Below are 23299 nucleotides of genomic sequence, written 5' to 3' on the forward strand. Positions count from 1 at the left end.
CGCCGCGGGCGCGCAAAGGCAAGAGGGTGCGCGGCGCGGCGGGGCAGGGGCCCGGTCGACCGACCGGGCCCCTGCGTTCGGGGTCAGAAGAATATTCCGTAGACGACGTCCACCACCCGGCCGTTGCGCACGTCGACGAGCAGCGCATCGTCGTAGTATCGCACCCAGCGATACGGGCCATAGGCCTCCGGCAGGCGATAGTCGAACGGGTCGTCGATCCAGTAATTCGACCCCCACAGGCCGGTCCAGAGCGTCGTGCCGACCGAGAAGCGGCGATAGCCGTAGCGCCAGCCCGATGGCGCATAATATTCGGGCAGCCGGTAGGCACCGCGGTTCGTCGCGCGATAGCGGCTCCAGTCGTAGCGCCGGTCGTCGCGCCAGCCGCGGTTCCACGCGCCGCGATCGTCGGGCCGCCCGCGATCCCAGCCGGTTTGCGGGTTCCAGCTGCCGCCGCGCCAGCCGGGCCGTCCTGCCGCGAGCGGCGCCTGATTGGCGCCGGGGTGATCCCAGCCGGGTCGCCGGTCGCGCCAGTCCGCACGATCCCCGCCGCGGGGGGCGTCGAAGCCGGGGCGGTCGGGGCCGGGCTGCCCGCGGTCGCCGCGCCAGTCCTCGCGCGGCCGGTCGGCGCGATCGGGGCCGCGATCCGGGCGCGCGGCACCCATGTCGAGGCGGTTGCGCCAGTCCGGCCGCATGTCCGTGCGTCCGTCGGCACCAGGGGCGCCGAACGCGCGATCCGGCTGGCGATCCGGCCGCTCGCCATCGGGGCGCCCGGCGCCACGGCGGTCGTCCCACGGACGTTCGCTACGGAAATCGGGGCGAGCCGCCTGGACGTCGCCCGGCCCACCACCTGGCCCTCCGCCCGGCCCGCCGGGGCCGCGCGGCGCACCGGGGCCACCGGGCCGATCACCCGGCGGACGCTGGCGCTCGGGTCGTCCGCCACGGTCACCACCGACCTCCTGCGCCTGCGTCGCCACGGGCATCAGCATCGATGCCGCCAGCAATGCCTTGATCAACGTCCTCATCTCGTCCCGTCCTCGCTCGCCGGCGCACACGCCGGCCCCGTTCATGCGGTGCTTGTGCACGATCCGCCATGTGTCGAAGCTGAATTGCTTCGTCAGCCTAGCGAAAGAAAGACGGGGTTTGACGCGGCGATCAGCGCGACGACGGCGGGACGAGTGCGGGCACCGCGCGCGCCGCATCGGCGGGATCGATGCCCGGCCGCGCGCCGGCGGGGATCGTCTCCTCACCGCGCAATGCCCGGCCCGCGCGCTGGATCGCCTCGATCAGCCGCGGATAGACGCCGCAGCGGCAGATGTTGCCGATCGCCGCCTCGATCGCCGCCTCGCTGGGGTCGGGTGTGCGGCGCAGCAGCGCCTGCGCGGCCATGACGATGCCGGGGATGCAGAATCCGCATTGCGGCAGGTTGGCGGCGATGAAGGCGAGTTGCAGCGGGTGGTTGCGCTCGCGCGACAGTCCCTCGATCGTGGTGACGTAGCTGCCCTCGATCCGGCCGATGGGTAGCGTGCACGACGCGACGGCACGGCCGTCGACATCGACGATGCACGCGCCGCACTCGCCGGTGCCGCAGCCATATTTGGTGCCGGTCAGGTTGGACGCATCGCGCAGCGCCCACAGCAAGGGCGTTTCGGGATCGAGCCGATAGTCGACCGGCTGGTTGTTGACGGTAAGGCGCGCCATGCGGGCGTCCTACGCCAGCTGGGGTGCCCCGATCCAGCCCCGTCGCCGGATCGGGGACGCGGTCGACATCCCGCGGCGCATCGCACCCTGGCGCCGCAATCATGCAAAATCGCCAAGCCGCTTGCGTCGCGGCGGATTCTGCGGAAAGCCACGCCCGTCACGACGGAAGACGCGCTGTGCCGGCCGGTCATCGCCCGGCTTGCCAGCCCGGCGCGGGCGTGCTTGTACGTCATGTAACCGCTTACAAGCAAAGAGAGAGGGGCCGGAACGCCACATGGCTATCAACGTCAGCACCCATCAGTCGGGGGACGCCGCCGCCGGCGATGCCGCCCACGGCTATGACGCGCCAGATCTGCGCGTCTTCGTCATCGCGCTGTTCTTCATCTTCGGCGGGATCACCAGTCTCAACGACATCATCATCCCGAAGCTGAAGGAGCTGTTCACGCTCGACCATGCGACGTCGATGCTGGTCCAATCGGCGTTTTTCCTCGCCTACGCGCTTTTCTCGCTGCCCGCGGCCGCGATCGTGCGCAAGGCGGGCTATATGCGCACCGCGTCGATCGGCCTCGTCACGATGATGGTCGGCTGCCTCCTGTTCATCCCCGCCGCGCAGAGCGCGAAGTTCGAGATGTTCCTGGCCGCGCTATTCGTCCTCGGCGCGGGCATCACGATCGTGCAGGTGGTCGCCAATCCGCTGATCTCGCTGCTCGGCAAGCCGGAAACCGCGTCGAGCCGCCTGACCTTCGCGCAGGCGTTCAACTCGCTCGGCACGACGATCTTTCCGCGCGTCGGCTCGTCGCTGATCCTCGGCGGCCTCGCCAGCGTCAGCGCCGCCTCGCTCAGCGGCGCCGCGCTCGTCGCCTATCGCCAGGAAGCGTCGCAGGCGATCGTTCATACCTACATCGGCCTTGCCATCGCGCTCGCGATCATCGCCGCCGTCGTGTGGACGCGCCGCAACCGCCTGAACGAGGAACAGGACCAGACGGGCAGCATCTTCCACGCCTTCACCCTGCTCCGGCGTCCGCGCTTCGCGATGGGGGCGGCGTGCATCTTCCTCTACGTCGGCGCGGAAGTGTCGATCGGGTCGGTGATCGTGCTGTATCTGATGCAATCGTCGGTGTTCGGCATCAGCGATCAGGCGGCGGGCAATTATGTCGCGTATTACTGGGGGGGGGCGCTGGTCGGTCGCTTCATCGGGTCGTACGTGCTGACGCGCATCGCGCCGGGCAAGGTGCTCGCCGCCGTGGCGACGGGGGCGATCGCGCTGATCCTGATCTCGGCGAATTCGACCGGCACGCTCGCCGGCTGGACGCTGCTCGCGATCGGGCTGATGAACTCGATCATGTTCCCGACGATCTTCAGCCTCGCCAGCGAAGGGCTGGGCAAGCGGGCGGCGGAAGGATCGGGCGTCATCGCGACCGCGATCGTCGGCGGCGCGGTGATCCCGCCGCTGACCGGCGTGATCGCGGACCACAGCGGGTCGATGCAATTCTCGCTGGTCCTGCCGGCGATCTGCTACGCGATCATCCTCGCCTATGGCCTCTATGCGCGCAAACCCGTGCGCGCGGTCGAGGGCGCCTGAGGCGGATCAGGGCTCGGCGTCGGCCGAGCCCTTTCGCGGCGCCGGCCGGCCTAGCGCCAGGTCGGCGTCGGAAAAGCGGATCGGCGTGCGCAGGCCGCGGATCGGTGCGGTGTCCAGCACCATGCCGCGCGCCATCACCTGCGGGTCGGTCAGCGCCTGTTCGACGCTGTTGATCGGCCCCGCGGGCACGCCCGCCGCCGCGAGGTGCGCCAGCAGATCGTCGCGCGCGAACCGGCGCGTCGCGTCGGTGATCGCGGCGAACAGCGCGGACTGGTGCGCCAGCCGTCCGGCGTTGGTCGCCCATTCGAGCTGCGGCGACAGGCCGACGATGTCGCAAAAGCGCCCGAACTGGCCATCGTTGCCGACCGCCAGGATGAACCAGCCGTCCGCCGTCTCGAACACCGCATAGGGCGACACGTTCATATGCGCATTGCCGACGCGCGGCGGGCTTTCGCCGGTGGCGAAATAGTTCGCGGCCTGGTTGGCGAGCACGCCGACCATCGTGTCGAGCAGCGCCATGTCGATATGCTGGCCGCGCCCCGTCCGTTCGCGCATCGCCAGCGCAGCCTGGATCGCGATGACGCTGTACAGGCCGGTGGCGATGTCGGCCATCGCGACGCCGATCTTCTGCGGCGCACCGTCGGGCTCGCCGGTCAGGCTCATCATCCCGCTCATGCCCTGGACGATATAGTCGTATCCGGCGCGCGTGGCGTAGGGCCCGTCCTGTCCGAAACCGGTGATCGAACAATAGACGAGGCGCGGGTTGAGCGCCGACAGGCTGGCATAATCGAGCCCGTATTTGGCGAGACCGCCGACCTTGAAATTCTCGATCAGTACGTCCGCGTCGGCCGCGAGCGCGCGCACTCTTGCCTGCCCTTCGGGCGTGGTGAAGTCGACGACGTGGCTGGTCTTGCCGCGGTTGCACGCGTGGAAATAGGCCGCGTCGCAGCTGCCGTCCGGATTGGCGACGAAGGGCGGCCCCCAACTGCGCGTATCGTCGCCGGCCGGGGATTCGATCTTGGTCACTTCTGCGCCGAGATCGGCGAGCACCTGGCCCGCCCAGGGCCCGGCGAGGATGCGGGCGAGTTCCAGGACCTTGAGGCCGGCGAGGGGCGTGGTCATTCTGCCTTGTCCCCGCTCGTCATCCCCGCGAAGGCGGGGATCCAGACGCGCAACGCTTCGAAGGAGTCGCCGCGGCAGCGGCTCTGGATCCCCGCCTTCGCGAGGATGACATAGGAAAGAAAGGAGATGGTGCGAACGAGCGCCTCCCTCAAAACGCCGCGATTCCGGTGATCGCGCGGCCGAGGATCAGCGCGTGGACGTCGTGCGCGCCTTCGTAGGTGTTGACCGTCTCCAGGTTCATGACGTGGCGCATGACCTGATATTCGCCCGAAATGCCGTTGCCGCCGTGCATGTCGCGCGCGGTGCGGGCGATGTCGAGCGCCTTGCCGACGTTGTTGCGCTTGACGATCGAAACCATCTCGGGCGCGAAGCGACCTTCGTCCATCAGCCGGCCGACGCGCAAAGACGCCTGCAGGCCGAGCGCGATCTCGGTCTCCATATCGGCGAGCTTCTTCTGGTATAGCTGCCGCCCGGCGAGCGGCGTGCCGAACTGCTTGCGGTCGAGGCCATATTGTCGCGCCGCATGGAAGCAGAACTCCGCCGCGCCGAGCGCGCCCCAGCTGATCCCGTAACGCGCGCGGTTGAGGCAGCCGAACGGACCCTTCAGCCCCTCGACGTTGGGGAGCAGCGCCTCCTCGCCAACCTCGACCTCGTCCATCATCACCATGCCGGTGATCGACGCGCGCAAGCTGAGCTTGCCCTCGATCTTCGGCGCGGTCAGGCCCTTCATCCCCTTTTCCAGGATGAAGCCGCGGATCGCGCCGCCATGCGCGTCGCTCTTCGCCCAGATGACGAAGACGTCGGCGATCGGGCTGTTCGAAATCCACGTCTTGGCGCCGGAGATGACATAGCCGCCATCGACCTGGCGCGCGCGCGTGGTCATGCCGCCGGGATCGGAGCCGGCATCTGGCTCAGTCAGGCCGAAACAGCCGATCCATTCGCCGCTGGCCAGTTTTGGCAGATATTTGCGGCGCTGGTCGTCCGAACCATAGGCATGGATCGGAAACATGACGAGGCTCGATTGCACGCTCATCATCGAGCGATAACCCGAATCGACCCGCTCCACCTCGCGCGCGACGAGGCCGTAGGCGACGTAGCTGGCGCCGACGCCGCCGAATTCCTCCGGGATCGTCGGGCCGAGCAGGCCGAGTTCGCCCATCTCGCGGAAGATCGCGGGATCAGTGTGTTCGTGCTGGAAGGCGTCGATGATGCGGGGCGCAAGTTTGTCCTGCGCGTAGGCCCGCGCGGTATCGCGGATCATGCGTTCGTCTTCGCTCAACTGCTCGTCGAGCAGGAACGGATCCGCCCAGTCGAACTTGCCCATACCGGCCATCGCATCGCTCTCCTTTTCAAGGATGCGGTACGGGGGAAGGCCGGCATAGGCAAGTTCCTCCCCCAGCATTCGCAGGGGAGGAATCAGGCGTCTACAATCCGAACCGCAGCGTCGCGCGCAGGTCGCGGCCGGCAAGCGGCGCGAAGTCCTTGAGGAAGCTGGAATGCCGGCGCGCGACGACGTCGAAGACGTTGTTCGCCGACAGCAGCAGGCTGGTGCGGCTGTCCGGTCCGAACGGCTTCAGCGACACCGACGCATTAACCATCGTATAGGCCGGCGTGCGCGTCTCGAACGCCGCGATACGCCCCTGCGCGAAGGCATGTTCCGCTTCGACGCGCGCGCTCAGCCGGTCGCCCTGCACCTCGATCCCGCCAAGCAGACGGGCCGGCGGGATGCGCGGCACGGGACCCTGGTCGACGATCGTCGCGCGGACGTAATCGCCGAGCAGGTCGGCGTTGATCGCATAGCCGCCGATCTGGGCGAGCTTGACCGACCCGTCCGCCTCGAACCCCCAATAACGGGCGTCGCGCTGCTGATACTGGAAGCAGGGGAGGTCGACGTCACGGCCCGACGGCGCGGCCGCGGCGGCGCAGGCTGCCTGATCGACCTGGTTCTCCGAGATATAGTTGGTGAACCAGTTGTAATAGGCCGACGCATCGAAGCTGAAGCCGGTGCCATGCGCATGCAGCGTCGCCTCCAACCCCCAGGATTTCTCCAGCCGGAAGTTCGGATTGCCCAGTTCGTACGCCTGCGTGCCAGCGTGCGCGCCATTGGCGAACAATTCCTCTGCCGACGGTGCGCGCTCGGTGCGCGATCCGTTGAGGCCGACGCGGATCGTGTCGGTCAGCGCATAGGACGCGCCAAGCGAGCCCGATACCGCGTCGAAATGCCGCTTGCCCGCAAAGAAACGCTGGTCGCCGGCGGGCGTGCGCGCGGCAAGGTCGCTGACCTCGTAGCGCAGGCCGCCTTCGGCGCGGAACGGGCCGCTGGCATATTGCTGCAGCGTGAAGAAGCCGGTCTGGTTGGTCTCGTTCTTCGGCAGGAACGCCTCGTCGCCCTTCACGTCGAACTGGCGGTTGAAATACTGGACGCCGCTTGCCCCCTGCCAGCCGCCGCGGTTTGCCTGCACCAGTTCCAGCCGCGCCTCCAGCCCGTTGTTGTAGAAAGCGGTGCCGACGCTGCCGTCTGCGCCAAGCTCGAAGTGGCGATAGGTCGCCTGGCCGGCGCGGATGCGGATACGGTCGAGGAAGCCGCCGCCGGTCCGCACCTCGCCGCGCAGGTCGACGCGGTTCTGGACGACGGACAGGCGCGGCGCCTCCTGCTCCTGGCCGACCTGGGTCGCGTAGCGGATCGGCACGCCGTACAGGCTGTCGTAATGGCTGTAGCTGATGCCGAGGTTGCCGGTGTCGGTGATGATCGACGCGCCGGCGCCCGCGGTCCACGTTTCCGCCGCCGAATTGGGCAGGCGATCGCGCAAGGCGGCGGACGCGGCGAAGTCGATCGGCTCGTCGGTGCCCGGTTGCGGCAGGCCGACCTGGCTGAGCGCGGCGCGCCGCGCCGCCGAGGACAGCAGATAACCGTGGCCCGTGCGCAGGTCGTCCGACTTCAGATACGATCCGTCGGCGTGGAGGACGAGATGGTCGCCGACCGCGACGTCGCCCGCCATGCCGGCGGAGCGCTCGTTCGCCGCCGACCCGTAATTGGCGATGCCGTTCACGCGATAGCCGTCCTTGGGCAGGGTGCGCGGGATGCGCGTGTCGATGACGTTGACGACGCCGCCGACCGCGGACGATCCGAACAACAGCGCCGACGGCCCGCGCAGCACCTCGACCCGTTCGGCGAGCAGCGGGTCGATGATGACGGCATGGTCGACGCTGGTGTTGCTGACATCGATCGCGCCGATACCGTCGGTCAGCACCCGAACGCGGTCGCCCTGGAAGCCGCGCAGGATCGGCCGCGACGCGCTGGGGCCGAACGAGGTGGCCGACACGCCGGGCTGGCGCGCCAGCGTCTCGCCGATCGTCGGGCGCAGTTCGCGGGTCAGCGCCTCGCCCGACAGCACGGTCGTGCCCTGCAGCACGTCGCGCTCGCTCTGGTCGATCGGTGCCGTAACGATGATGTCGCGGGTCTGGTCGCGCTGCGCGGGCGTGCCGGGCGCGTCCGTTTGTGCGGCGGCGGGAAGCGCGGGCAGGGCGAGCACGGCCGCGCCGGCCAGCAGGGCGAATTTTGTCATCGATACTCCGAACGGCTACTGGGACTGAAAGCATGACGCGCAACGGCAATCGCGCGTCATCTATCTTTCATGATACATCATATCAAATGAAATATTGCGGTGCGACGCGGTTTCCCGATCTGCGGTCGCGCACCGTCGCGCACCGTCGCGCACCGTCGCGCACCGTCGCGCACCGTCGCGCACCGTCGCGCAACGGCCCCTCAATCGTCGTCGATCAGCAGGATCGCGAGTGTCACCCCGCTCGCGTCGCGTCGTATCACCACCAGTTCGGCGACGAAGGCGCCGCGTACCGGCAGTTCGGCCTGCGGCAGGGCGGCGAGCCAGCGGTCTGCCGCGCCGTCACGCGCCGCGTCGATCGCGAAGGTCAATTGCAACCGCCGCCCGGCGAATGTCGCGCTCGCCCAAGCGCGCTCCTCATGCCCCAGTGCCGTAAGCGACAGGCCATGCGCCGCGGCATGACGATCAAGCGCACGGACCAGCCGCGCCGCCGCGCCGATGCGAAAGGTGGCGAAGCTCATGCGCCGTCCTCCCGCATGAACGCGAGGACGCGCGCCAGCGTCGCCGCACGCAACGCCCGTCCCTGACGCAGATCGTGGACCAGTCGCGGATCGTTGATCGCGCGCCGGCCGAACGTGGCCGGCGGCATGCGGGTGCGCGCCAGATAGGCGTTGATCGTAAATAGCAATGGCATCGTCTCCCTCCCGAGTCCCGAATCCGTGTTCCTGAAATGTTCTCATTATTCCAACTTGTCTAGGAAAAATTCCTACGGTACGTTCACGATCGTGGAACCGGATGATCCGAGGGCGACCGTCCGGTCGCTGGCGCAGGCGCGGGGCGTCAGCCTGACGGCATTGTCGCTGATGCTCGGGCGCAACGCGGCTTATTTGCAGCAGTTCGTCACGCGCGGGTCACCGCGCCGTCTCGCGACCGACGACCGGCGGCGGCTCGCGGATTTCTTCGGCATCGACGAGGACGCGCTGGGTGCGGAAACACGCCGCAGGGCGTTCATGCTGCCGCGGCTGGACGTTGCGGTGTCGGCGGGGCCGGGCGCTCTGGTCGATGCGGAGGTCGCGATGGGGGCGGCGGCGATCGACCCGGCGCTTGCCGCGCATCTCGGTCTGCGTGAAGGGGCGGCATCGATCGTACGCGTGCGCGGTTCATCGATGGAGCCGGGCCTCGTCGACGGCGACCTGATCGTCGTCGATCAGGCGAAACGGAAGCCCGATGCGCGCGGCGGCGTCTTCGTGGTGCGCATCGACGGGACGGTGATGGTCAAGCGCGTCGCGCATGGCGCGGACGGCACGCTGGAGGTGCGCAGCGATAATCCCGCCGCGCCGCCCGTGCCCGATGCGCCGGTGGAGGTGATCGGCCGCGTCGTCTGGCTGATGCGCGCGCCGCGTTGATCGATGGGTTTGCCCGGGGGCGGAGTCAGGCGCGCCGGTCGCGCAGCCAGATCGCGACCGCGCCCGCACTGCCGATCGCAAGGCCAGCGAGGAAGCCGATCGTCACCTGACCCTCGGCCAGGCCGATCCCGGCGCCCAGGATCGAACAGGCGGCGATGAGGAAACCGCCCGCGGCGGAGGGGGGAGTGTCGGCCATAGCGCGCGTCCTGCCACGTCCCGCCGCGGTACGCCAGCGTCCCGCTTCGGGATGCCAGGGACGGCGCGGCGCACATGCGTTTACCATCGGGTCGCGCCGCACTGCATCATAAACGGCAATTGGCATGCGGATTGTAGGGGGGATGCGCATGGCCCTGCTGCATCTTTCATCAGATACCCCCATTTACGTCGCCGACGCCGACCAGGTGTCGGAAGCCGCCGATCTGATCGCCGATTTCGGCGAGCATGCCGCGCTGGAAGCCGCGATCCGCGCCGGGCGGATGCGCGACATCGGCAATCATGTGCATTTCTGCCGCTGGCGCCAGACCGAACGGCTCATCGAACTGCTCGCCAGCGACGCGGCGATCGGCACGGTGCATTGACGCGCGGACGCTGATCGCGCCGTACCGGTCGTCTCGTGCGCCCGGACGAACCCGGTCCGGACGACGAGAGGACTGTCGCGGCGGCGCATCCCCCGCTAGAGACGGTGGCCATGACGGCGCGCGTAGGGTGGTTCGGGCTGAGCGCGACTGCCGCGGTTCTCCTTTGCGATCCCGCGATGGCGCAGACGGTCGCGCCGGCACGACCTGCGCCCACGACACCGGCATCCGCGACGCCATTCCCGGGGGCGGACGGCACCGCCATCCCGCTCGATCCCAATGCGCCGCTCGCATCGATGCCCGACATCGGCGTCGACTGGCCCGATCTCGCGACCGCGCCGGGCGCGCCCTCGGGCCGCGCGCCGGGAACCGCCAGCGCCGCGGCCAGCGATGCGGGGGCGGAACGCCGCTATGGCTGGCGGATCGACGGGATCGACGCGGTGGCGACGCCGCTGCTGCGCCGCCGGTTCGACCAATTGTCGTCGCTGTCGGCGAATGACGGTGCGCCCGCCAATGCGGCGCAGCTCGACCGGCGCGCGCGCGAGGACGCCGATCTGCTCACCACCTTGCTGCGCGGCGAGGGCTATTACGACGCCCGCGTCGCGACGCGCGTCGAGCCCGGCGACAAGCCGCAGGTGATCCTGGCCGCGGAGCCGGGCACGCTCTACCGCTTCAGCGCGGTCACCGTGCCCGGCCTCGCGGGCGCGGGGGACCAGACCGATGCGCTGCGCCAGGCGCTCGGCATCAAGCCCGACGATCCGGTCAGCGCAGACGCCGTCGTCGCGGGGCAGGCGCGGCTCAGGACCGACCTGTGGCGCCAGGGGTTTCCCTTCGCCGACGTGCGCCCGCCCGAGCTGGTCGTCGACCACGCGACGCGCACCGCGACGCTCGACCTTGCCGTCTCGACGGGGACGGAGCGCCGCTTCGGCCGGATCGTCGCGCTGCCCGGCAATCGCGTCTTCGGTGCGGATCACGTGGCGGAGATCGCGCGCTTCACGCCCCGCCAGCGCTATGACGTCGCCTCGCTCGACGACCTCAAACGCGCGCTGATCCAGACCGGCCTCGTCTCGTCGGTCGAAGTGAAGCCAATCGACAGCAGCGACCCGGGCGTCGTCGATGTCGGCGTCAAGCTGGAGCCCGCGCCGCCGCGCACGATCGCGGGCGAACTCGGCTACGGCACGGGCGAGGGCGCGCGGGCGGAAATCAGCTGGACGAACCGCAACCTGTTCCCGCCCGAAGGCGGGCTGACGCTGCGCAGCGTGCTCGGCACGCAGGAACAATTGGGCAGCATCGTCTTCCGGCGCAACAATTTCGAGGGCCGCGACCGCGTCCTCACCGCCGAACTCGCCGCCGCGCACACCGTGCGCGACGCCTATGACGCCAAGACATTCTCGCTCTCCGCCAGCCTCGAGCGGCAGACGAACATTTTCTTTCAAAAGGCGTGGACCTGGTCGTTCGGCGCCGAGCTGCTCGCCTCCGACGAGCGCGACGTGATCGCGGCGACGGGCGCGCCGCGGCGGCGCACCTTCTTCATCAGCGCGCTGCCGACCAGCCTGAACTATGACGGGTCGGACGACCTGCTCAATCCGACGCGCGGGTTCCGGCTGGGCGGGCGGGTCAGCCCGGAACTGTCGCTGCAGGGCGCGGTGTTCGGTTACACCCGCATCCAGCTCGACGGCAGCGCGTACCACCCGATCCGCGACGGGGTCGTGCTGGCGGGGCGGGTGCGGTTCGGGTCGATCCTGGGCGCGCCGCGCGACCAGATCGCGCCGTCGCGGCGCTTCTACGCGGGCGGCGGCGCATCGGTGCGCGGCTACGGCTACCAGGCGATCGGCCCGCGCGACGTCAACAACGATCCGATCGGCGGGCGCAGCCTTGCCGAATTCTCGATCGAGACGCGCGTCAAGGTGAAGGGCAATTTCGGCATCGTTCCCTTCCTCGATGGCGGCAACATCTACACCAGCACGCTGCCGGGGCTCAGCCGCTTCCAGTACGGCACCGGCGTCGGCCTGCGCTATTATTCGAACTTCGGCCCGATCCGCCTCGACGTCGGCACGCCGCTCAACCCGCAAAAGGGCGACAGCCGGGTCGCGGTCTACGTATCGCTGGGGCAGGCGTTTTGAAGCGGGCGTGGCGCTGGATCGCGGGCGCAATCGCCGCATTGGCGCTGATCCTCGGCATCGCGCTCGTCGTCGTCGACAGCGACGTCGGCCACCGCTGGGTCGCGACGCGCATCGCCACGATCCGCACGGCCAACGGCCTGCGCTTCGCGATCGGGCGGATCGACGGCTCGCTCTATGGGCGCAGCCGGCTGCGCGACGTGCGCGTCTACGACCTCGACGGGCTGATGCTGCAGGCGCCGGAGGCGGCGCTCGACTGGCGGCCCTGGGCATGGCTGCGCAACCGGCTGGACATCCGCGCGCTGATCGTGCCGCAGGCGACGCTGTTCCACGCCCCCCGCACCCGCGCGAGTGCGACGCACGGGCCTGTGCTGCCCGATTTCGACATCCGCATCGGCCGGCTGGCGGTCGGGCGCATCCTGCTCGAAAAGCCGGTGCTCGGCAGCGTCCGGTCGGGGCGGCTCGTCGGGCGCGCCGACGTCCGGTCGGGACGCGTGCTCGTGTCGCTCGACGGTATCGTCGCCGGCACCGACCGGCTGCATGCGCATGTCGATGCCGCGCCCGATGCCGACCGGTTCGACCTGTCCGTCCATGCCGTCGGGCAGCGCGGCGGATTGCTGGCGCGGGCCATCGCGCGGGGCCGCCCCGTGTCGGTCGACGTCGATGGCGACGGCAGCTGGTCGCGCTGGCGCGGGCGGGCGCGGGCGCGCACCGGGGCAGGGCCCGCGCTGCTGCGCCTCGCCGATCTGTCGCTTGCCGCCGACGCCGGGAGATACCGGCTGGCCGGTCGCATCGCGCCCGCCCCGCTGCTGACCGGCAAAGCGCAACGGCTGACCGCGCCATCGGTGCGCGTCCGGGGCGATGCGACGCTCGCCGGGCGGCAGCTGGAAGGCAGCATGCAACTCGACAGTGCGGCGCTGTCGGCGCGCGCGACGGGCGGCATTGATCTGGCGCGCAGCGCGTGGCGCGACGTGCGTATCCGCGCGCGGTTGCTCCGCCCGGCGGCGCTGTTTCCCAACATGAGCGGGCGCGACATTGCCGCGCGTGCGATCCTCGACGGTGCCTTCGCTGCACCGCGCTTCGATTTCCGGGTCGCCGCCGCGCATGTCGCGTTCGACCGGACGGGCTTCGATTCGGCCTATCTCGCCGGCGGCGGGCGGCTCGGGCGCAGCCCGGCGCGGATCGTCGCGCGCTTCGCCGCGCGGCAGGTGACGGGCGTCGGCGCGGTCGCGGGCGGCATCCTGCGCAACCTGTCCGTCGATGGTCCGCTGCTCGTCACGCCGCGGCTGCTGCGCGGCGATGTCCTGCGCCTGTCGTCCGATCGGCTGCGCGGGCGGATCACGCTCGCGCTCGACCTTGCCAACGGCCGCTATGCGGTCGGGCTGGTCGGCGCGCTGGGCCGGTACCTGATCCCCGGGCTCGGCATCGTCGATGTCCACTCCTCGCTAAACGTCGTACCCGGACCGGGCGGCCGGGGCACGCGCATCGTCGGGCGGGGCAGCGCGGATGTGCTGCGCCTCGACAACGCCTTCTTCCGCACGCTGACCGATGGTTTGCCGCACCTGACCAGCGCGATCGAGCGCACACCCGACGGCATTCTGCACTTCACCGATCTACGCCTCACATCCCCGCTGCTGACACTTCAGGGCGCGGGCTATCGCCGCCGCGACGGCAGTTTCCATGTCGAGGCGAACGGGCGACACCAGCGCTACGGCCCCGTCGTGCTCCGCCTCGATGGCCGGATCGAGCGGCCGACGATCGACCTGCAACTTGCCGCGCCGGCGCCCGCGCTCGGCTTGTCGGGGGTGCGGGCGCATCTCGATCCGACCCCGGCGGGATTCGCCTTCATCGCGATCGGCGGGTCGCGGCTCGGCGGTTTCACCGGCAACGGCGCGATCCTGTTGCCCAAGGGCGGGCAGGCGGCGATCGACGTCGCCGCGCTGACCATCGGCGCGACCGTGGCACACGGGCGGTTGCAGATCGTGCCGGGTGGTTTCGACGGCCGGCTCGCCGTCGCAGGCGGCGGCATCGATGGCGCGCTGCAATTCCGCCCGGTCGCCGGCAACCAGCGGATCGTCGTCGCGCTCGATGCGAAGGACGCGCGGATCGCCGCGGCGACCTTGCGCCGCGGGCATCTCGACGCCGACGTCGTGCTCGATCCCGCGGGCACGACGATCGATGCGACTGCGACGGGGCAGGGCCTGCGCCAGGGTCGGCTGGTGTTGGCACGGTTCGCGGGCACCGCGCGGCTGCGCGGCGGCGTCGGCACGATCAAGGGTTCGCTCGCCGGATCGCGCGGACGCGGCTTCGACATCCATGCCGCCGCCGACATCGCGCCCGATCGCTATGCCATCACCGCGGACGGCAGCGTCGACCGCCGTCCGTTGCGCCTGTTGTCGCCCGCGGTGCTGACGCGCGACGGCGATGCGTGGCAGCTTGCGCCGACGAAACTCAGTTTCGCGGGCGGCGCCGCGAGCGTCGGCGGCCGTTTCGGCGGCGAAGCGATGGCGATCGACGCGACGCTGGCGGCGATGCCGCTCGCGATCCTCGACATCGGCTATCCCGGGCTGGGGCTCAGCGGGCAGGCGTCGGGGTCGCTGCGCTACGCCTACACCGCAGGCGCACCGCCGACGGGGCGTGCCGACCTGACCATCCGCGGGCTCAGCCGGGCCGGGCTGGTGCTGTCGTCGCGGCCGATCGACGTCGGCCTCGCCGCCGCGTTGTCTGCCGACCGGCTGGGCGTGCGCGCGGTGATGGCGGCGGACGGGCGCACGATCGGGCGGGCGCAGGCGCTGGTCCGGCCGCTCGGCAGCGGCGATCTCGTCACCCGGGTTACCCACGCACCGCTGTTCGCGCAGCTGCGCTATCAGGGACCGGCGGACACCCTGTGGCGGTTGACCGGGGTCGAGCTGTTCGACCTGTCGGGCCCGGTCGCGATCGGCGCGGATCTGGGCGGCAGCCTGGTCGCTCCCGTCATCCGCGGCGCGGTGCAGGCGAACGGCGCGCGGATCGAAAGCGCGACGACAGGCACTGTGCTGTCGGGCGTGCAGGCGAGCGGCCGGTTCGCCGGATCGCAGCTCAACATCGATCGCTTCGCCGCGGATGCCGGCAAGGGCGGCCGCGTGACCGGCACCGGCCGCTTCGATTTCGCGACCGGTCATGGCGTCGGGTTCGACCTTCGGCTGCAGGCGGATCATGCGGTGATGATCGCGCGCGACGACATCGGCGCCACCGTCACCGGGCCGCTGACCTTCGTGTCCGACGGCAAGGGCGGCCGGATCGCCGGCGACGTCGTGCTCAACCGCAGCCGTTATCGCCTGGGCAAGGCGAGCGCCGCCGCCGCGCTGCCGCAGCTCAACGTGCGCGAGATCAACCTGCCCTTTGGCGGCGACGAGGACGAGGCGCCGTCCGTCCCCTGGACGATGGCGGTCAAGGCGCATGCGCCCAACAGCCTGATGGTCAGCGGCCTTGGCCTGTCGAGCGAATGGTCCGCGGACCTGACGCTCGGCGGCCAGCCCAACAATCCCGCGATCCAGGGGCAGGCGACGCTGATCCGCGGCGATTACGAATTTGCCGGGCGCGAATTCAACCTGCAGCGCGGCATCATCCGTTTCGGCGGCGAGGTTCCCGCCAATCCCGCGCTCGACATCGCGGCGGACGCGAACACCACGGGGCTGAACGCGTCCATCCGCGTGACGGGCACCGCGCTGAAGCCGGAGATCGGCTTTACCAGCACGCCTGCGCTGCCGCAGGACGAGCTGTTGTCGCGCCTGCTGTTCGGCACGTCGATCACCAATCTGTCCGCGCCGGAGGCGTTGCAACTCGCCGCCGCGGTCGCGGCGCTGCAGAACGGCGGCAACGGCCTCAACCCGATCAACGCGGTGCGGCGTGCGGCGGGGCTCGACCGGCTGCGCATCCTGCCCGCCGATCGCCAGACGGGGCAGGGTACCTCGATCGCCGCGGGCAAATACGTGACGCGGCGCTTCTATGCGGAAATCGTCACCGACGGGCAGGGCTATTCCGCGACGCAGGTCGAGTTCCAGGTGACGCGCTGGCTGTCGCTACTGTCCAGCATCTCGACGCTCGGCCGCCAGAGCGTTAACGTCCGGGTGTCGAAGGATTATTGATCGAGGCCGGCGACGAGGATGCGCAGCGCCGCCTCGTGCGCGGGCGTATCGGCCATCTCGCGCCCGTCGAGCTCGAGCGTGGCGAGCCCATGGACCAGTCCCCAACAGGCGAGCGCCGCCGCTTCCGGTGCATGCGTAGCGATCCCCGCGACGCGCCGGGACAGGACCGTATAGCCGCTGGCCTTGCACGCCGTGTCGATCGTCGCCTCCGCCGGTCCGGCGAACATGAGGCGGAACAGCGCGGGCCGGCTCCGCGCGAACGCGATATAGGCAAGGCCCTGCGCGACGAGCGCCTCGCGCGGAGGCTCGGCGACATCGGCTTCCATCAGTCGCTCGCGCAGCAGCGCAAAGCCGCGTTCCGCCACCGCGCCGAGCAGCGCCGCCTTGTCCGGAAAGTGACGATAGGGCGCCATCGCCGAGACGCCGGCCGCACGCGCCACCGCGCGCAGGCTGACGTCACCGACGCCATGCTCGAGCAGATCGAGCGCAGCCTCGACCAGGGTCGCGCGCAGGCCGCCATCCGTAACAGACATGTTTACACCGTAAGCAAGGCAGGGTAGATTACGGTGTAAACATGATGGAGATGTGCAGTGCAAGTGCAACGGACGACCGTCGATCTCGCCGCCTATCCGGACATGATGGTGGTGATGCTCGGCTTTCGCCTGCGCGGCTGGCGCGCGATTCCTGCCATGATGGCGATCGGGAAGGGACTGGGCGACATCGCCCGGCGGCGCCCTGACGGCCTGCTCCATCACGAAGGATTCCTGTTCGGCTGGAACCATGTGGGCATCCGCCAATATTGGCGCGACCCGGCGGCGCTCGCGACCTTTACGCGCAGCGAGCCCCACAGCGGCTGGTGGCGCAATTTCCTGCGCGATCCCCGGCAGGCCGGTTTCTGGCACGAGGCCTATAGCATGCGCGGCGGCATGGAGGCGATCTACGTCAACATGCCCGGCGCGCCAGTCGGTATGACGGCCTTCGCGCCCGCACGCGACGCAGCCGGCGCGTTCATGACCGCCGCCGGACGGATGGCGGCGGCCCGGGGGTGAGGCATCAGTCCGGCAAGCCGGTGATCGTCTTCACCTCCATGAAGTCGACGATCCCGTATTTGCCGCCTTCGCGTCCGTTGCCCGACTGTTTGTAGCCGCCGAACGGCGCGCCGGGTGCGGGCGACCAGCCGTTGATCGTGACGAGACCGGCACGCAGCCGCGGTGCGACCCTGGCTGCCGCCGCGGGATCGCCGGAAATCGCGGCGGATAGCCCGTATTCGGTGTCGTTTGCCAGCCGCACGCCCTCGTCGAGGTCGCCATAGCGTGTGATCGTCGCCACCGGGCCGAACGTCTCCTCCCGCGCGATGCGCATGTCGGGCGTCACGTCTGCGAACAGGGTCGGGCGTACGTAGAAGCCCGCGTTGCGGCCGTCGGGCCGGCCGGTGCCGCCGGTGACCAGCGTCGCGCCCTCGTCGATCGCCGACTGGATCAGGCCCTGGATCTTGTCGAACTGGGCCTTGTTGACGACCGGTCCGATGTGCGCGCCGACCTCCGCCGGGTCGCCGACGCCGACTCCTTCGAAGATCGCCCTTGCGACCGCCGTCGCCTCCGCCACCTGGCTGTCATGGACGAGCAGCCGCGTCGGTGCGATGCAGCTTTGTCCCGAATTGGCGATCACCCCCTGCAACGTCGGAGGCAGCGTCGCGGCAAGGTCCGCGCCCTCCAGCACCAGGTTCGGCGCCTTGCCACCCAGTTCCTGATGGACGCGCTTGACCGTCGCGGCGGCAGCCTGCGCCACCGCGATCCCCGCGCGCGTCGATCCGGTGAAGCTGACCATATCGACCTGCGCATGCGCCGACAGCGCCGCGCCCACCCCGGGTCCGTCGCCGTTGACCAGGTTGAAGACGCCCGCCGGCACGCCAGCATCGTGCAGGATGTCGGCAAGGATCATCGCACACCGCGGCGCTTCCTCCGACGGTTTCAGCACCATCGTGTTGCCCGCGGCGATCGCGGGCGCGATCTTCGCGCAGATCTGGTTGAGCGGCCAGTTCCACGGCGTGATCATCGCCACGACGCCCAGCGGCTCATGGACGACGCGCGCCTTGCCGATTCGCTCCTCGAACGTGAACTCGCGCAGCGCCCGGGCGGTGGCGAGGAAATGGCCGATTCCCGCGGGCACCTGCGCGGCCTGCGCGAAGGCGATCGGTGCACCCATTTCCTCGCTGATCGCCTTGGCGAGATCGGCGGCGCGCGCCTTCATGCCGTCCGCGATCCGGTCGAGCAGCGCCGCGCGCTCATCGACGCTGGTCTGCGCGAAGGCGTCGAACGCGCGCCGGGCGGCGGCGACCGCGCGGTCGACGTCCGCCGCGCTGCCCAGCGTGATCTCGGTCACCGGCTGCTCGGTCGCGGGGTCGGTCACCGCATGGGTGCGGCCGCCGTCGCTGTCGACCCAGGCGCCGTCGATGAAATGCTGAAGCTGGCGATGCACGGCGTCTCTCCTTGATCCGGTTTTGCCGCCAGATTGCCCGCGAAGCCCGGCGCGTTGCAACCGGAAACCGGCGCAGGCGTTCGCGGCACGCGATCACGAGAGGAAGGCCCGCAGCATATGGAACGCGCCGCACGCATCACCCGCACCGGCGGGCCCGACGTGATCGAATGGGTCGACGTCGACCTGCCGCCGCCTGCCGCGGGCGAAGTGCGGATGCGCAACCGCGCGGTCGGCCTCAATTACATCGACACCTACCACCGCAGCGGCGTCTATCCGATCGACCTGCCGTCGGGCCTCGGCAGCGAGGCTTCGGGCGTGGTCGAGGCGGTGGGCGAGGGCGTTCAGGGGTTCGCGGTCGGCGACCGTGTCGCGACCTTCGGCCCCGCCCGCGGCGCTTATGCGACAGCGCGCAACCTGCCCGTCGCGCAGCTGGTCCACCTGCCCGACGAGGTCGAGGACTGCACCGCCGCCGCGCTGATGCTCAAGGGCTGCACCGTCGAATGCCTCGTCGAACGCTGCGCAAAGGTGCAGGCGGGGCAGGCCGTTCTCGTCTGGGCGGCCGCAGGCGGCGTCGGCCAGTTGCTCACCGGCTGGCTGAGGGCGATCGGCGCGAAGGTGATCGGCGTCGCCGGATCGCCCGAAAAGATGGAGCATGCCCGCGCGGCGGGCGCGGAGCACGTCATCGACCACATGCAGGAGGATGTCGCCGACCGCGTCCATGCGCTGACCGATGGCACGGGCGTCGCGGTCGTGTTCGACGGCGTCGGCATGGCGAGCTGGAACGCGTCGCTTGCCGCGGCGGCGCGGCGCGGGCTGATCGTCAGTTACGGCAATGCCGGCGGCGCGGTCACCGGCGTGCACCTGGCGACGTTGGCGGCAAAGGGGTCGTTGTTCGTCACGCGGCCGACCTTGTTCGATTATTATGTTACGCCTGAGGAACGGCAGCACGGCGTCGGCCGCGTCTTCGCGATGCTGCGATCCGGCGCGATCCGGCCGCAGATCGGCCAGACATTTCCGCTCGAACGCGCCGCCGATGCGCATCGTGCGCTGGAAGCCGGCGAGACGCGGGGCAGCACCGTCCTGCTACCGTGACGGAGCCTTGCCGGTGCGCTTGTGGCGGGTGATGGGATCATGCTGGTCATTATTGTTGCGCGGCCGTCTTGATCCCGTCCGGGCGAAGCGGGCATGGAGGGAACCGGAGTTCCTGATCGATGTCGCAAAGCCCCGTTTTCTACGACGCCAGCGGCCGGCGCAAGCGTCGCTTCACGTTCGCGATCATCGCGTTCGTGCTGCTGGTCGTGCTGGCGGTGGCGGTGTTCGTGACCTCGATCGGGGCGGTGCCGACCGCCCCGTTGCTGCCCGTGCAGGCCGAACGGGCGACGCTGCGCAAGCTGCCGCCGCCGCACGGCCTGCTCAGGCGTACCGAACGCAGCGTCGATTACTGGGCGCGGCGGCTGTTTGGCCAGACCGGGGGCAAGACGCCCGGCAACGATAACCCATCGCTCGCGATCGGCTTCTACACGCCCTGGGACCAGTCGAGCACCGCCAGCCTGTCGCGCCATATCGACCAGCTCGACTGGGTGATCCCGGGCTGGATTTCGATCACCGGAACCGATCATCACATCACCGTCTTCCGCGATACGGCGGGGCGGGAAGTGATCAACCGCGCCGCCCGCCGTCCGATCGTGACGCCGATGGTGCAGAACGTGCTGAACGGTCAGTGGGACGGGCCGGGCATCGCCGCGATGCTCGCCGACCCCCGGGCGCGGGGCGCATTCCTCGACAAACTGGTGCCGTGGCTGGCGCAGAACAACACGCGCGGCGTCTTCTTCGACTTCGAGGAATTGCCGCCCTCCGCGCACGCCAACTATCGCGCGTTCCTGGCGGAGACGCAGCGTCGCTTCGCCCCGCGCGGCTGGACGGTGTCGATCGCCGCGCAGCTCGGCAATCCCGACTGGGATCTCGCCGCTTATGCGAAGGTCACCGACAAGATCTTCCTGATGGCCTATGACGAGCACGAGACGAGCGGACCGCCGGGCCCGATCGCGTCGCAGCAGTGGTTCGCGCGCATCGTCGCCGATTCGGTGCGCGGCGTGCCCAAGTCGAAGCTCGTCGTCGCCTTCGCCTCCTACGCCTACGATTGGCACGACGGCGGCGGCGATGCGCTCGACGTCGAGGAAGCGTGGCAGGACGCGTCCGACAGCGGTACGAAGCCCGCCTACGACCGGGCGAGCGGCAACACCAGCTTCGCCTATATGGAAGGCAGCAGCCGCCATATCGTGTGGCTCGCCGACGCCGCCTCCGCCTACAACCAGTTGCTGCTGCTTCAGCGTGCCGGCGTGCGCAGCGTCGCGCTGTGGCGGCTGGGCTCGGAAGACCCCGGCGTGTGGTCGATCTTCGGTCGCGAGCATCGCCAATTACCGCCGCCGTCCGCGATCGACGCGGTGCCCGCGGGCACCAACGTCGATATCGAGGGCAATGGCGAAATCCTGAAGATCACCGCCGAACCCGTCACCGGCACCCGCCGCGCGGTCGCCGGGCCGGACGGGCGGATCGCCGACGTCGTCTTCGATCGCATGCCTTCGCCTTATGTGGTCGAACGCACCGGCTATCGCCCTGGCCTGCTCGCGCTGACCTTCGACGACGGGCCGGACCCGACCTGGACGCCGCGCATCCTCGACGTGCTGAAGCGCGAACATGCGCCCGGCACCTTCTTCATGGTAGGCGAGAATGCGCTGACGCAAAGGTCGCTGCTGCTGCGCATGATCGCCGAGGGGCATGAGATCGGCAGCCACACCTACACCCATCCCAATCTCGCGACGGTCGGCCCGGCGCAGGTTCGTTTCGAGCTCAACGCCAACCAGCGCTTGTTCCAGGCGTTCACCGGCCGATCGCTGCGGCTGTTCCGCGCACCCTATTTCGGCGATGCCGAGCCGAGCACCGCGGACGAGATCGCGCCGGCGCTGATGGCGCAGCGGCGCGGCTATATCTCCGTCGGCCTCCACGTCGACCCCGACGACTGGAAGCGGCCGGGGACGCAGGCGATCATCGACCGGACGATCGACAAGATCGTCAACGGACCAAAGGTCTGCGACGACGAATCCGACGCCAATTGCAGCCGCAACATCATCCTGCTGCACGATGCCGGCGGCAACCGGCAGGAGACGGTGGAGGCGCTGCCCGTCATCATCGAGCGGCTGCGCGCGATGGGCTATCACTTCGTGCCGGTGTCGACGCTCGCGGGCCTGTCGCGCAACCAATCGATGCCGCCGATCTCGGCGAGCGACCAGCTGGCGGCGCGCGCCGACCTGGCGCTGTTCTCGACGCTCGGCGGCCTCGTCATAGCGCTACGCTGGCTGTTCGGCATCGCCATCACCGTCGGCATCCTGCGCGCGGTGACGCTGTCCGCGCTCGCGCTGATCCAGGCGCGGCGCGAGGGGCGTGAGGTCTTCCCGCCGATCGATGCCGGCCGCTTCGTGACCGTGATGATCCCCGCGTACAACGAAGAACGCGTGATCGAGCGCGCCGTGCGTGGCGTCCTTGCCTCGACCGATGTCGAGATCGAGGTGATCGTGATCGACGACGGGTCGAAGGACGCGACCAGTGCGGTCGTCGAGCGCGCCTTCGCCGACGATCCGCGCGTCCGCCTGCTGACGCTGGAGAATGGCGGCAAGGCGCGCGCGCTCAACCACGGGCTGGAGCTTGCGCGCGGCGAGATCGTCATCGCGCTCGATGCCGATACGCAGTTCGAACCGACGACGATCGCGCGTCTCGCGCGCTGGTTCGGCGACCCGGAACTCGGCGCGGTCGCGGGCAATGCGAAGGTCGGCAATCGCGTCAACCTCGTCACCAAGTGGCAGGCGCTCGAATATATCACCGCGCAGAATCTCGAACGGCGCGCGCTCGCCCGGCTCGATGCGATCACCGTCGTGCCCGGCGCGGTCGGCGCGTGGCGGCTGGACGCGATCCGCAGCGTCGGCGGCTATCCCGACGACACGCTCGCGGAGGATCAGGATCTGACGATCGCGATTCAGCGCGCCGGCTGGAAGGTGCGCTACGACCAATATGCCGTCGCCTGGACGGAGGCGCCCGAAAGCTTCCGCGCGCTCGCCAAGCAGCGCTTTCGCTGGGCGTTCGGCACGCTGCAATGCCTGTGGAAGCACAGCGGCGCGATCGGCCGCTCGCACCCGCGCGGGCTCGGCTGGATCGGCCTGCCGCAGGCGATCGTCTTCCAGGTGCTGCTCGCCGCGATCTCGCCGATCATCGATCTGGCGCTGCTGGTCAGCTTCGTCGTCACCTGGTTCGACGTGCAGGCGCACGGCTGGGCGCAGACCAGCCACGACATCTACACGATGCTCACCTTCTGGGCGATCTTCACCACGATCGACCTGCTCGCGGCGACAATTGCCTTCGCACTCGAACGGCGCGAGCGGTGGAGCCTGCTGTGGTTGCTGATCCCGCAGCGCGTCGGGTATCGCCAGATCATGTATTACGTCGTGCTGAAGGCGATCGCCCAGGCGCTGCGCGGCCCGATGGTCGGCTGGGGCAAGTTGCAACGGACCGGGCGGGTGCAGGCGACGCGGTGACAGGAGCGCCGCAGCGCGCATCAAACGGAAAGGTGTTGCCCC

18 protein-coding genes are annotated in these 23299 nt (G+C 69.8%); 8 read left to right on the top strand and 10 right to left on the bottom strand.

Features of this window, described 5'->3' with window-relative positions; translation table 11 throughout:
• Positions 1-83 precede the first annotated feature (83 nt).
• Together DM480_RS12205 and DM480_RS12210 are read right to left on the bottom strand one after the other, a co-directional pair.
• Positions 84-1022, bottom strand: coding sequence for an RcnB family protein (locus DM480_RS12205; protein ID WP_115381263.1), 939 nt, complete (start codon positions 1020-1022; stop codon positions 84-86).
• A gap of 130 nt (positions 1023-1152) precedes the next feature.
• A complete protein-coding gene (locus tag DM480_RS12210) occupies positions 1153-1698 on the bottom strand; it encodes a (2Fe-2S)-binding protein (protein WP_115379396.1) in 546 nt (181 codons plus the stop codon).
• A 274-nt stretch (positions 1699-1972) separates the two neighbouring features.
• Here DM480_RS12210 and DM480_RS12215 point away from each other — a divergent pair, with 274 nt between their 5' ends.
• Positions 1973-3280, top strand: coding sequence for a sugar MFS transporter (locus DM480_RS12215; RefSeq protein ID WP_115379398.1), 1308 nt, complete (start codon positions 1973-1975; stop codon positions 3278-3280).
• A 6-nt stretch (positions 3281-3286) separates the two neighbouring features.
• Here DM480_RS12215 and DM480_RS12220 read toward each other — a convergent pair whose 3' ends face one another.
• From DM480_RS12220 to DM480_RS18300, 5 genes are all read right to left on the bottom strand, one after another.
• The gene (locus tag DM480_RS12220; protein WP_115379400.1) at positions 3287-4402 is read right to left on the bottom strand and encodes a CaiB/BaiF CoA transferase family protein; all 1116 of its coding nucleotides are present in this window, start codon (positions 4400-4402) and stop codon (positions 3287-3289) included.
• Positions 4403-4550: 148 nt separating this feature from the next.
• Positions 4551-5735, bottom strand: coding sequence for an acyl-CoA dehydrogenase (locus tag DM480_RS12225; RefSeq protein WP_115381265.1), 1185 nt, complete (start codon positions 5733-5735; stop codon positions 4551-4553).
• A 91-nt stretch (positions 5736-5826) separates the two neighbouring features.
• The gene (locus DM480_RS12230) at positions 5827-7968 is read right to left on the bottom strand and encodes a TonB-dependent receptor (RefSeq protein WP_115379402.1); all 2142 of its coding nucleotides are present in this window, start codon (positions 7966-7968) and stop codon (positions 5827-5829) included.
• A gap of 200 nt (positions 7969-8168) precedes the next feature.
• Positions 8169-8486 (bottom strand): hypothetical protein, encoded by a 318-nt coding sequence (locus DM480_RS12235; RefSeq protein WP_115379404.1) that lies wholly within the window; start codon positions 8484-8486, stop codon positions 8169-8171.
• Positions 8483-8659, bottom strand: coding sequence for a hypothetical protein (locus DM480_RS18300; RefSeq protein ID WP_198665822.1), 177 nt, complete (start codon positions 8657-8659; stop codon positions 8483-8485). Before DM480_RS18300 ends, DM480_RS12235 begins: the two co-directional genes overlap by 4 nt.
• 91 nt (positions 8660-8750) lie before the next feature.
• Here DM480_RS18300 and DM480_RS12240 point away from each other — a divergent pair, with 91 nt between their 5' ends.
• Positions 8751-9371 (top strand): S24 family peptidase, encoded by a 621-nt coding sequence (locus tag DM480_RS12240; RefSeq protein WP_115379406.1) that lies wholly within the window; start codon positions 8751-8753, stop codon positions 9369-9371.
• Between the two features lie 25 nt (positions 9372-9396).
• Here the strand turns inward: DM480_RS12240 and DM480_RS18305 are convergent, their stop codons facing one another.
• Positions 9397-9567 carry a hypothetical protein gene (locus DM480_RS18305; RefSeq protein ID WP_198665823.1) on the bottom strand — a complete coding sequence of 57 codons (171 nt, stop codon included), beginning with the start codon at positions 9565-9567 and terminating at the stop codon, positions 9397-9399.
• A gap of 148 nt (positions 9568-9715) precedes the next feature.
• On the opposite strand from DM480_RS18305, the gene DM480_RS12245 reads away from it, so the two are divergent.
• From DM480_RS12245 to DM480_RS12255, 3 genes are all read left to right on the top strand, one after another.
• On the top strand, positions 9716-9949 hold the full coding sequence (locus tag DM480_RS12245) for a hypothetical protein (RefSeq protein ID WP_115381267.1): 234 nt from the start codon (positions 9716-9718) through the stop codon (positions 9947-9949).
• A gap of 110 nt (positions 9950-10059) precedes the next feature.
• Positions 10060-12069: an autotransporter assembly complex protein TamA gene (locus DM480_RS12250; RefSeq protein ID WP_115379408.1), complete on the top strand. Its 2010-nt coding sequence runs from the start codon at positions 10060-10062 to the stop codon at positions 12067-12069.
• A complete protein-coding gene (locus DM480_RS12255) occupies positions 12066-16193 on the top strand; it encodes a translocation/assembly module TamB domain-containing protein (protein ID WP_232833988.1) in 4128 nt (1375 codons plus the stop codon). The genes DM480_RS12250 and DM480_RS12255 overlap by 4 nt, the downstream gene beginning before the upstream one ends.
• Here DM480_RS12255 and DM480_RS12260 read toward each other — a convergent pair.
• Positions 16187-16726: a TetR/AcrR family transcriptional regulator gene (locus DM480_RS12260; protein WP_115379410.1), complete on the bottom strand. Its 540-nt coding sequence runs from the start codon at positions 16724-16726 to the stop codon at positions 16187-16189. The genes DM480_RS12255 and DM480_RS12260 overlap by 7 nt on opposite strands.
• 63 nt (positions 16727-16789) lie before the next feature.
• Here DM480_RS12260 and DM480_RS12265 point away from each other — a divergent pair, with 63 nt between their 5' ends.
• Positions 16790-17242, top strand: a complete 453-nt coding sequence (locus DM480_RS12265) for a monooxygenase family protein (protein WP_232833989.1) — start codon at positions 16790-16792, stop codon at positions 17240-17242.
• Between the two features lie 4 nt (positions 17243-17246).
• On the opposite strand, the gene DM480_RS12270 is transcribed toward DM480_RS12265, so the two are convergent.
• Positions 17247-18671, bottom strand: coding sequence for an aldehyde dehydrogenase family protein (locus DM480_RS12270; RefSeq protein WP_115379412.1), 1425 nt, complete (start codon positions 18669-18671; stop codon positions 17247-17249).
• Between the two features lie 117 nt (positions 18672-18788).
• Here DM480_RS12270 and DM480_RS12275 point away from each other — a divergent pair, with 117 nt between their 5' ends.
• Entirely contained in the window at positions 18789-19763 is a 975-nt protein-coding gene (locus tag DM480_RS12275) for a quinone oxidoreductase family protein (RefSeq protein ID WP_115379414.1), read from the top strand.
• A 119-nt stretch (positions 19764-19882) separates the two neighbouring features.
• Positions 19883-23257, top strand: a complete 3375-nt coding sequence (locus tag DM480_RS12280) for a glycosyltransferase (RefSeq protein ID WP_115379416.1) — start codon at positions 19883-19885, stop codon at positions 23255-23257.
• Positions 23258-23299: the final 42 nt, after the last annotated feature.

The sequence above is a fragment of the Sphingomonas sp. FARSPH genome (assembly GCF_003355005.1).
In the GTDB taxonomy this organism is placed as follows: Bacteria; Pseudomonadota; Alphaproteobacteria; order Sphingomonadales; family Sphingomonadaceae; genus Sphingomonas.

What these genes read in the sequence shown, in the direction of transcription:
- DM480_RS12210 (WP_115379396.1), bottom strand. Translation starts at nt 1,698, where the DNA reads ATGGCGCGCCTTACCGTCAACAACCAGCCGGTCGACTATCGGCTCGAT.
- DM480_RS12220 (WP_115379400.1), bottom strand. Translation starts at nt 4,402, where the DNA reads ATGACCACGCCCCTCGCCGGCCTCAAGGTCCTGGAACTCGCCCGCATC.
- DM480_RS12260 (WP_115379410.1), bottom strand. Translation starts at nt 16,726, where the DNA reads ATGTCTGTTACGGATGGCGGCCTGCGCGCGACCCTGGTCGAGGCTGCG.
- DM480_RS12275 (WP_115379414.1), top strand. Translation starts at nt 18,789, where the DNA reads ATGGAACGCGCCGCACGCATCACCCGCACCGGCGGGCCCGACGTGATC.
- DM480_RS12250 (WP_115379408.1), top strand. Translation starts at nt 10,060, where the DNA reads ATGACGGCGCGCGTAGGGTGGTTCGGGCTGAGCGCGACTGCCGCGGTT.
- DM480_RS12280 (WP_115379416.1), top strand. Translation starts at nt 19,883, where the DNA reads ATGTCGCAAAGCCCCGTTTTCTACGACGCCAGCGGCCGGCGCAAGCGT.
- DM480_RS18305 (WP_198665823.1), bottom strand. Translation starts at nt 9,567, where the DNA reads ATGGCCGACACTCCCCCCTCCGCCGCGGGCGGTTTCCTCATCGCCGCC.
- DM480_RS12225 (WP_115381265.1), bottom strand. Translation starts at nt 5,735, where the DNA reads ATGGCCGGTATGGGCAAGTTCGACTGGGCGGATCCGTTCCTGCTCGAC.
- DM480_RS12235 (WP_115379404.1), bottom strand. Translation starts at nt 8,486, where the DNA reads ATGAGCTTCGCCACCTTTCGCATCGGCGCGGCGGCGCGGCTGGTCCGT.
- DM480_RS12230 (WP_115379402.1), bottom strand. Translation starts at nt 7,968, where the DNA reads ATGACAAAATTCGCCCTGCTGGCCGGCGCGGCCGTGCTCGCCCTGCCC.
- DM480_RS12205 (WP_115381263.1), bottom strand. Translation starts at nt 1,022, where the DNA reads ATGAGGACGTTGATCAAGGCATTGCTGGCGGCATCGATGCTGATGCCC.
- DM480_RS18300 (WP_198665822.1), bottom strand. Translation starts at nt 8,659, where the DNA reads ATGCCATTGCTATTTACGATCAACGCCTATCTGGCGCGCACCCGCATG.
- DM480_RS12245 (WP_115381267.1), top strand. Translation starts at nt 9,716, where the DNA reads ATGGCCCTGCTGCATCTTTCATCAGATACCCCCATTTACGTCGCCGAC.
- DM480_RS12215 (WP_115379398.1), top strand. Translation starts at nt 1,973, where the DNA reads ATGGCTATCAACGTCAGCACCCATCAGTCGGGGGACGCCGCCGCCGGC.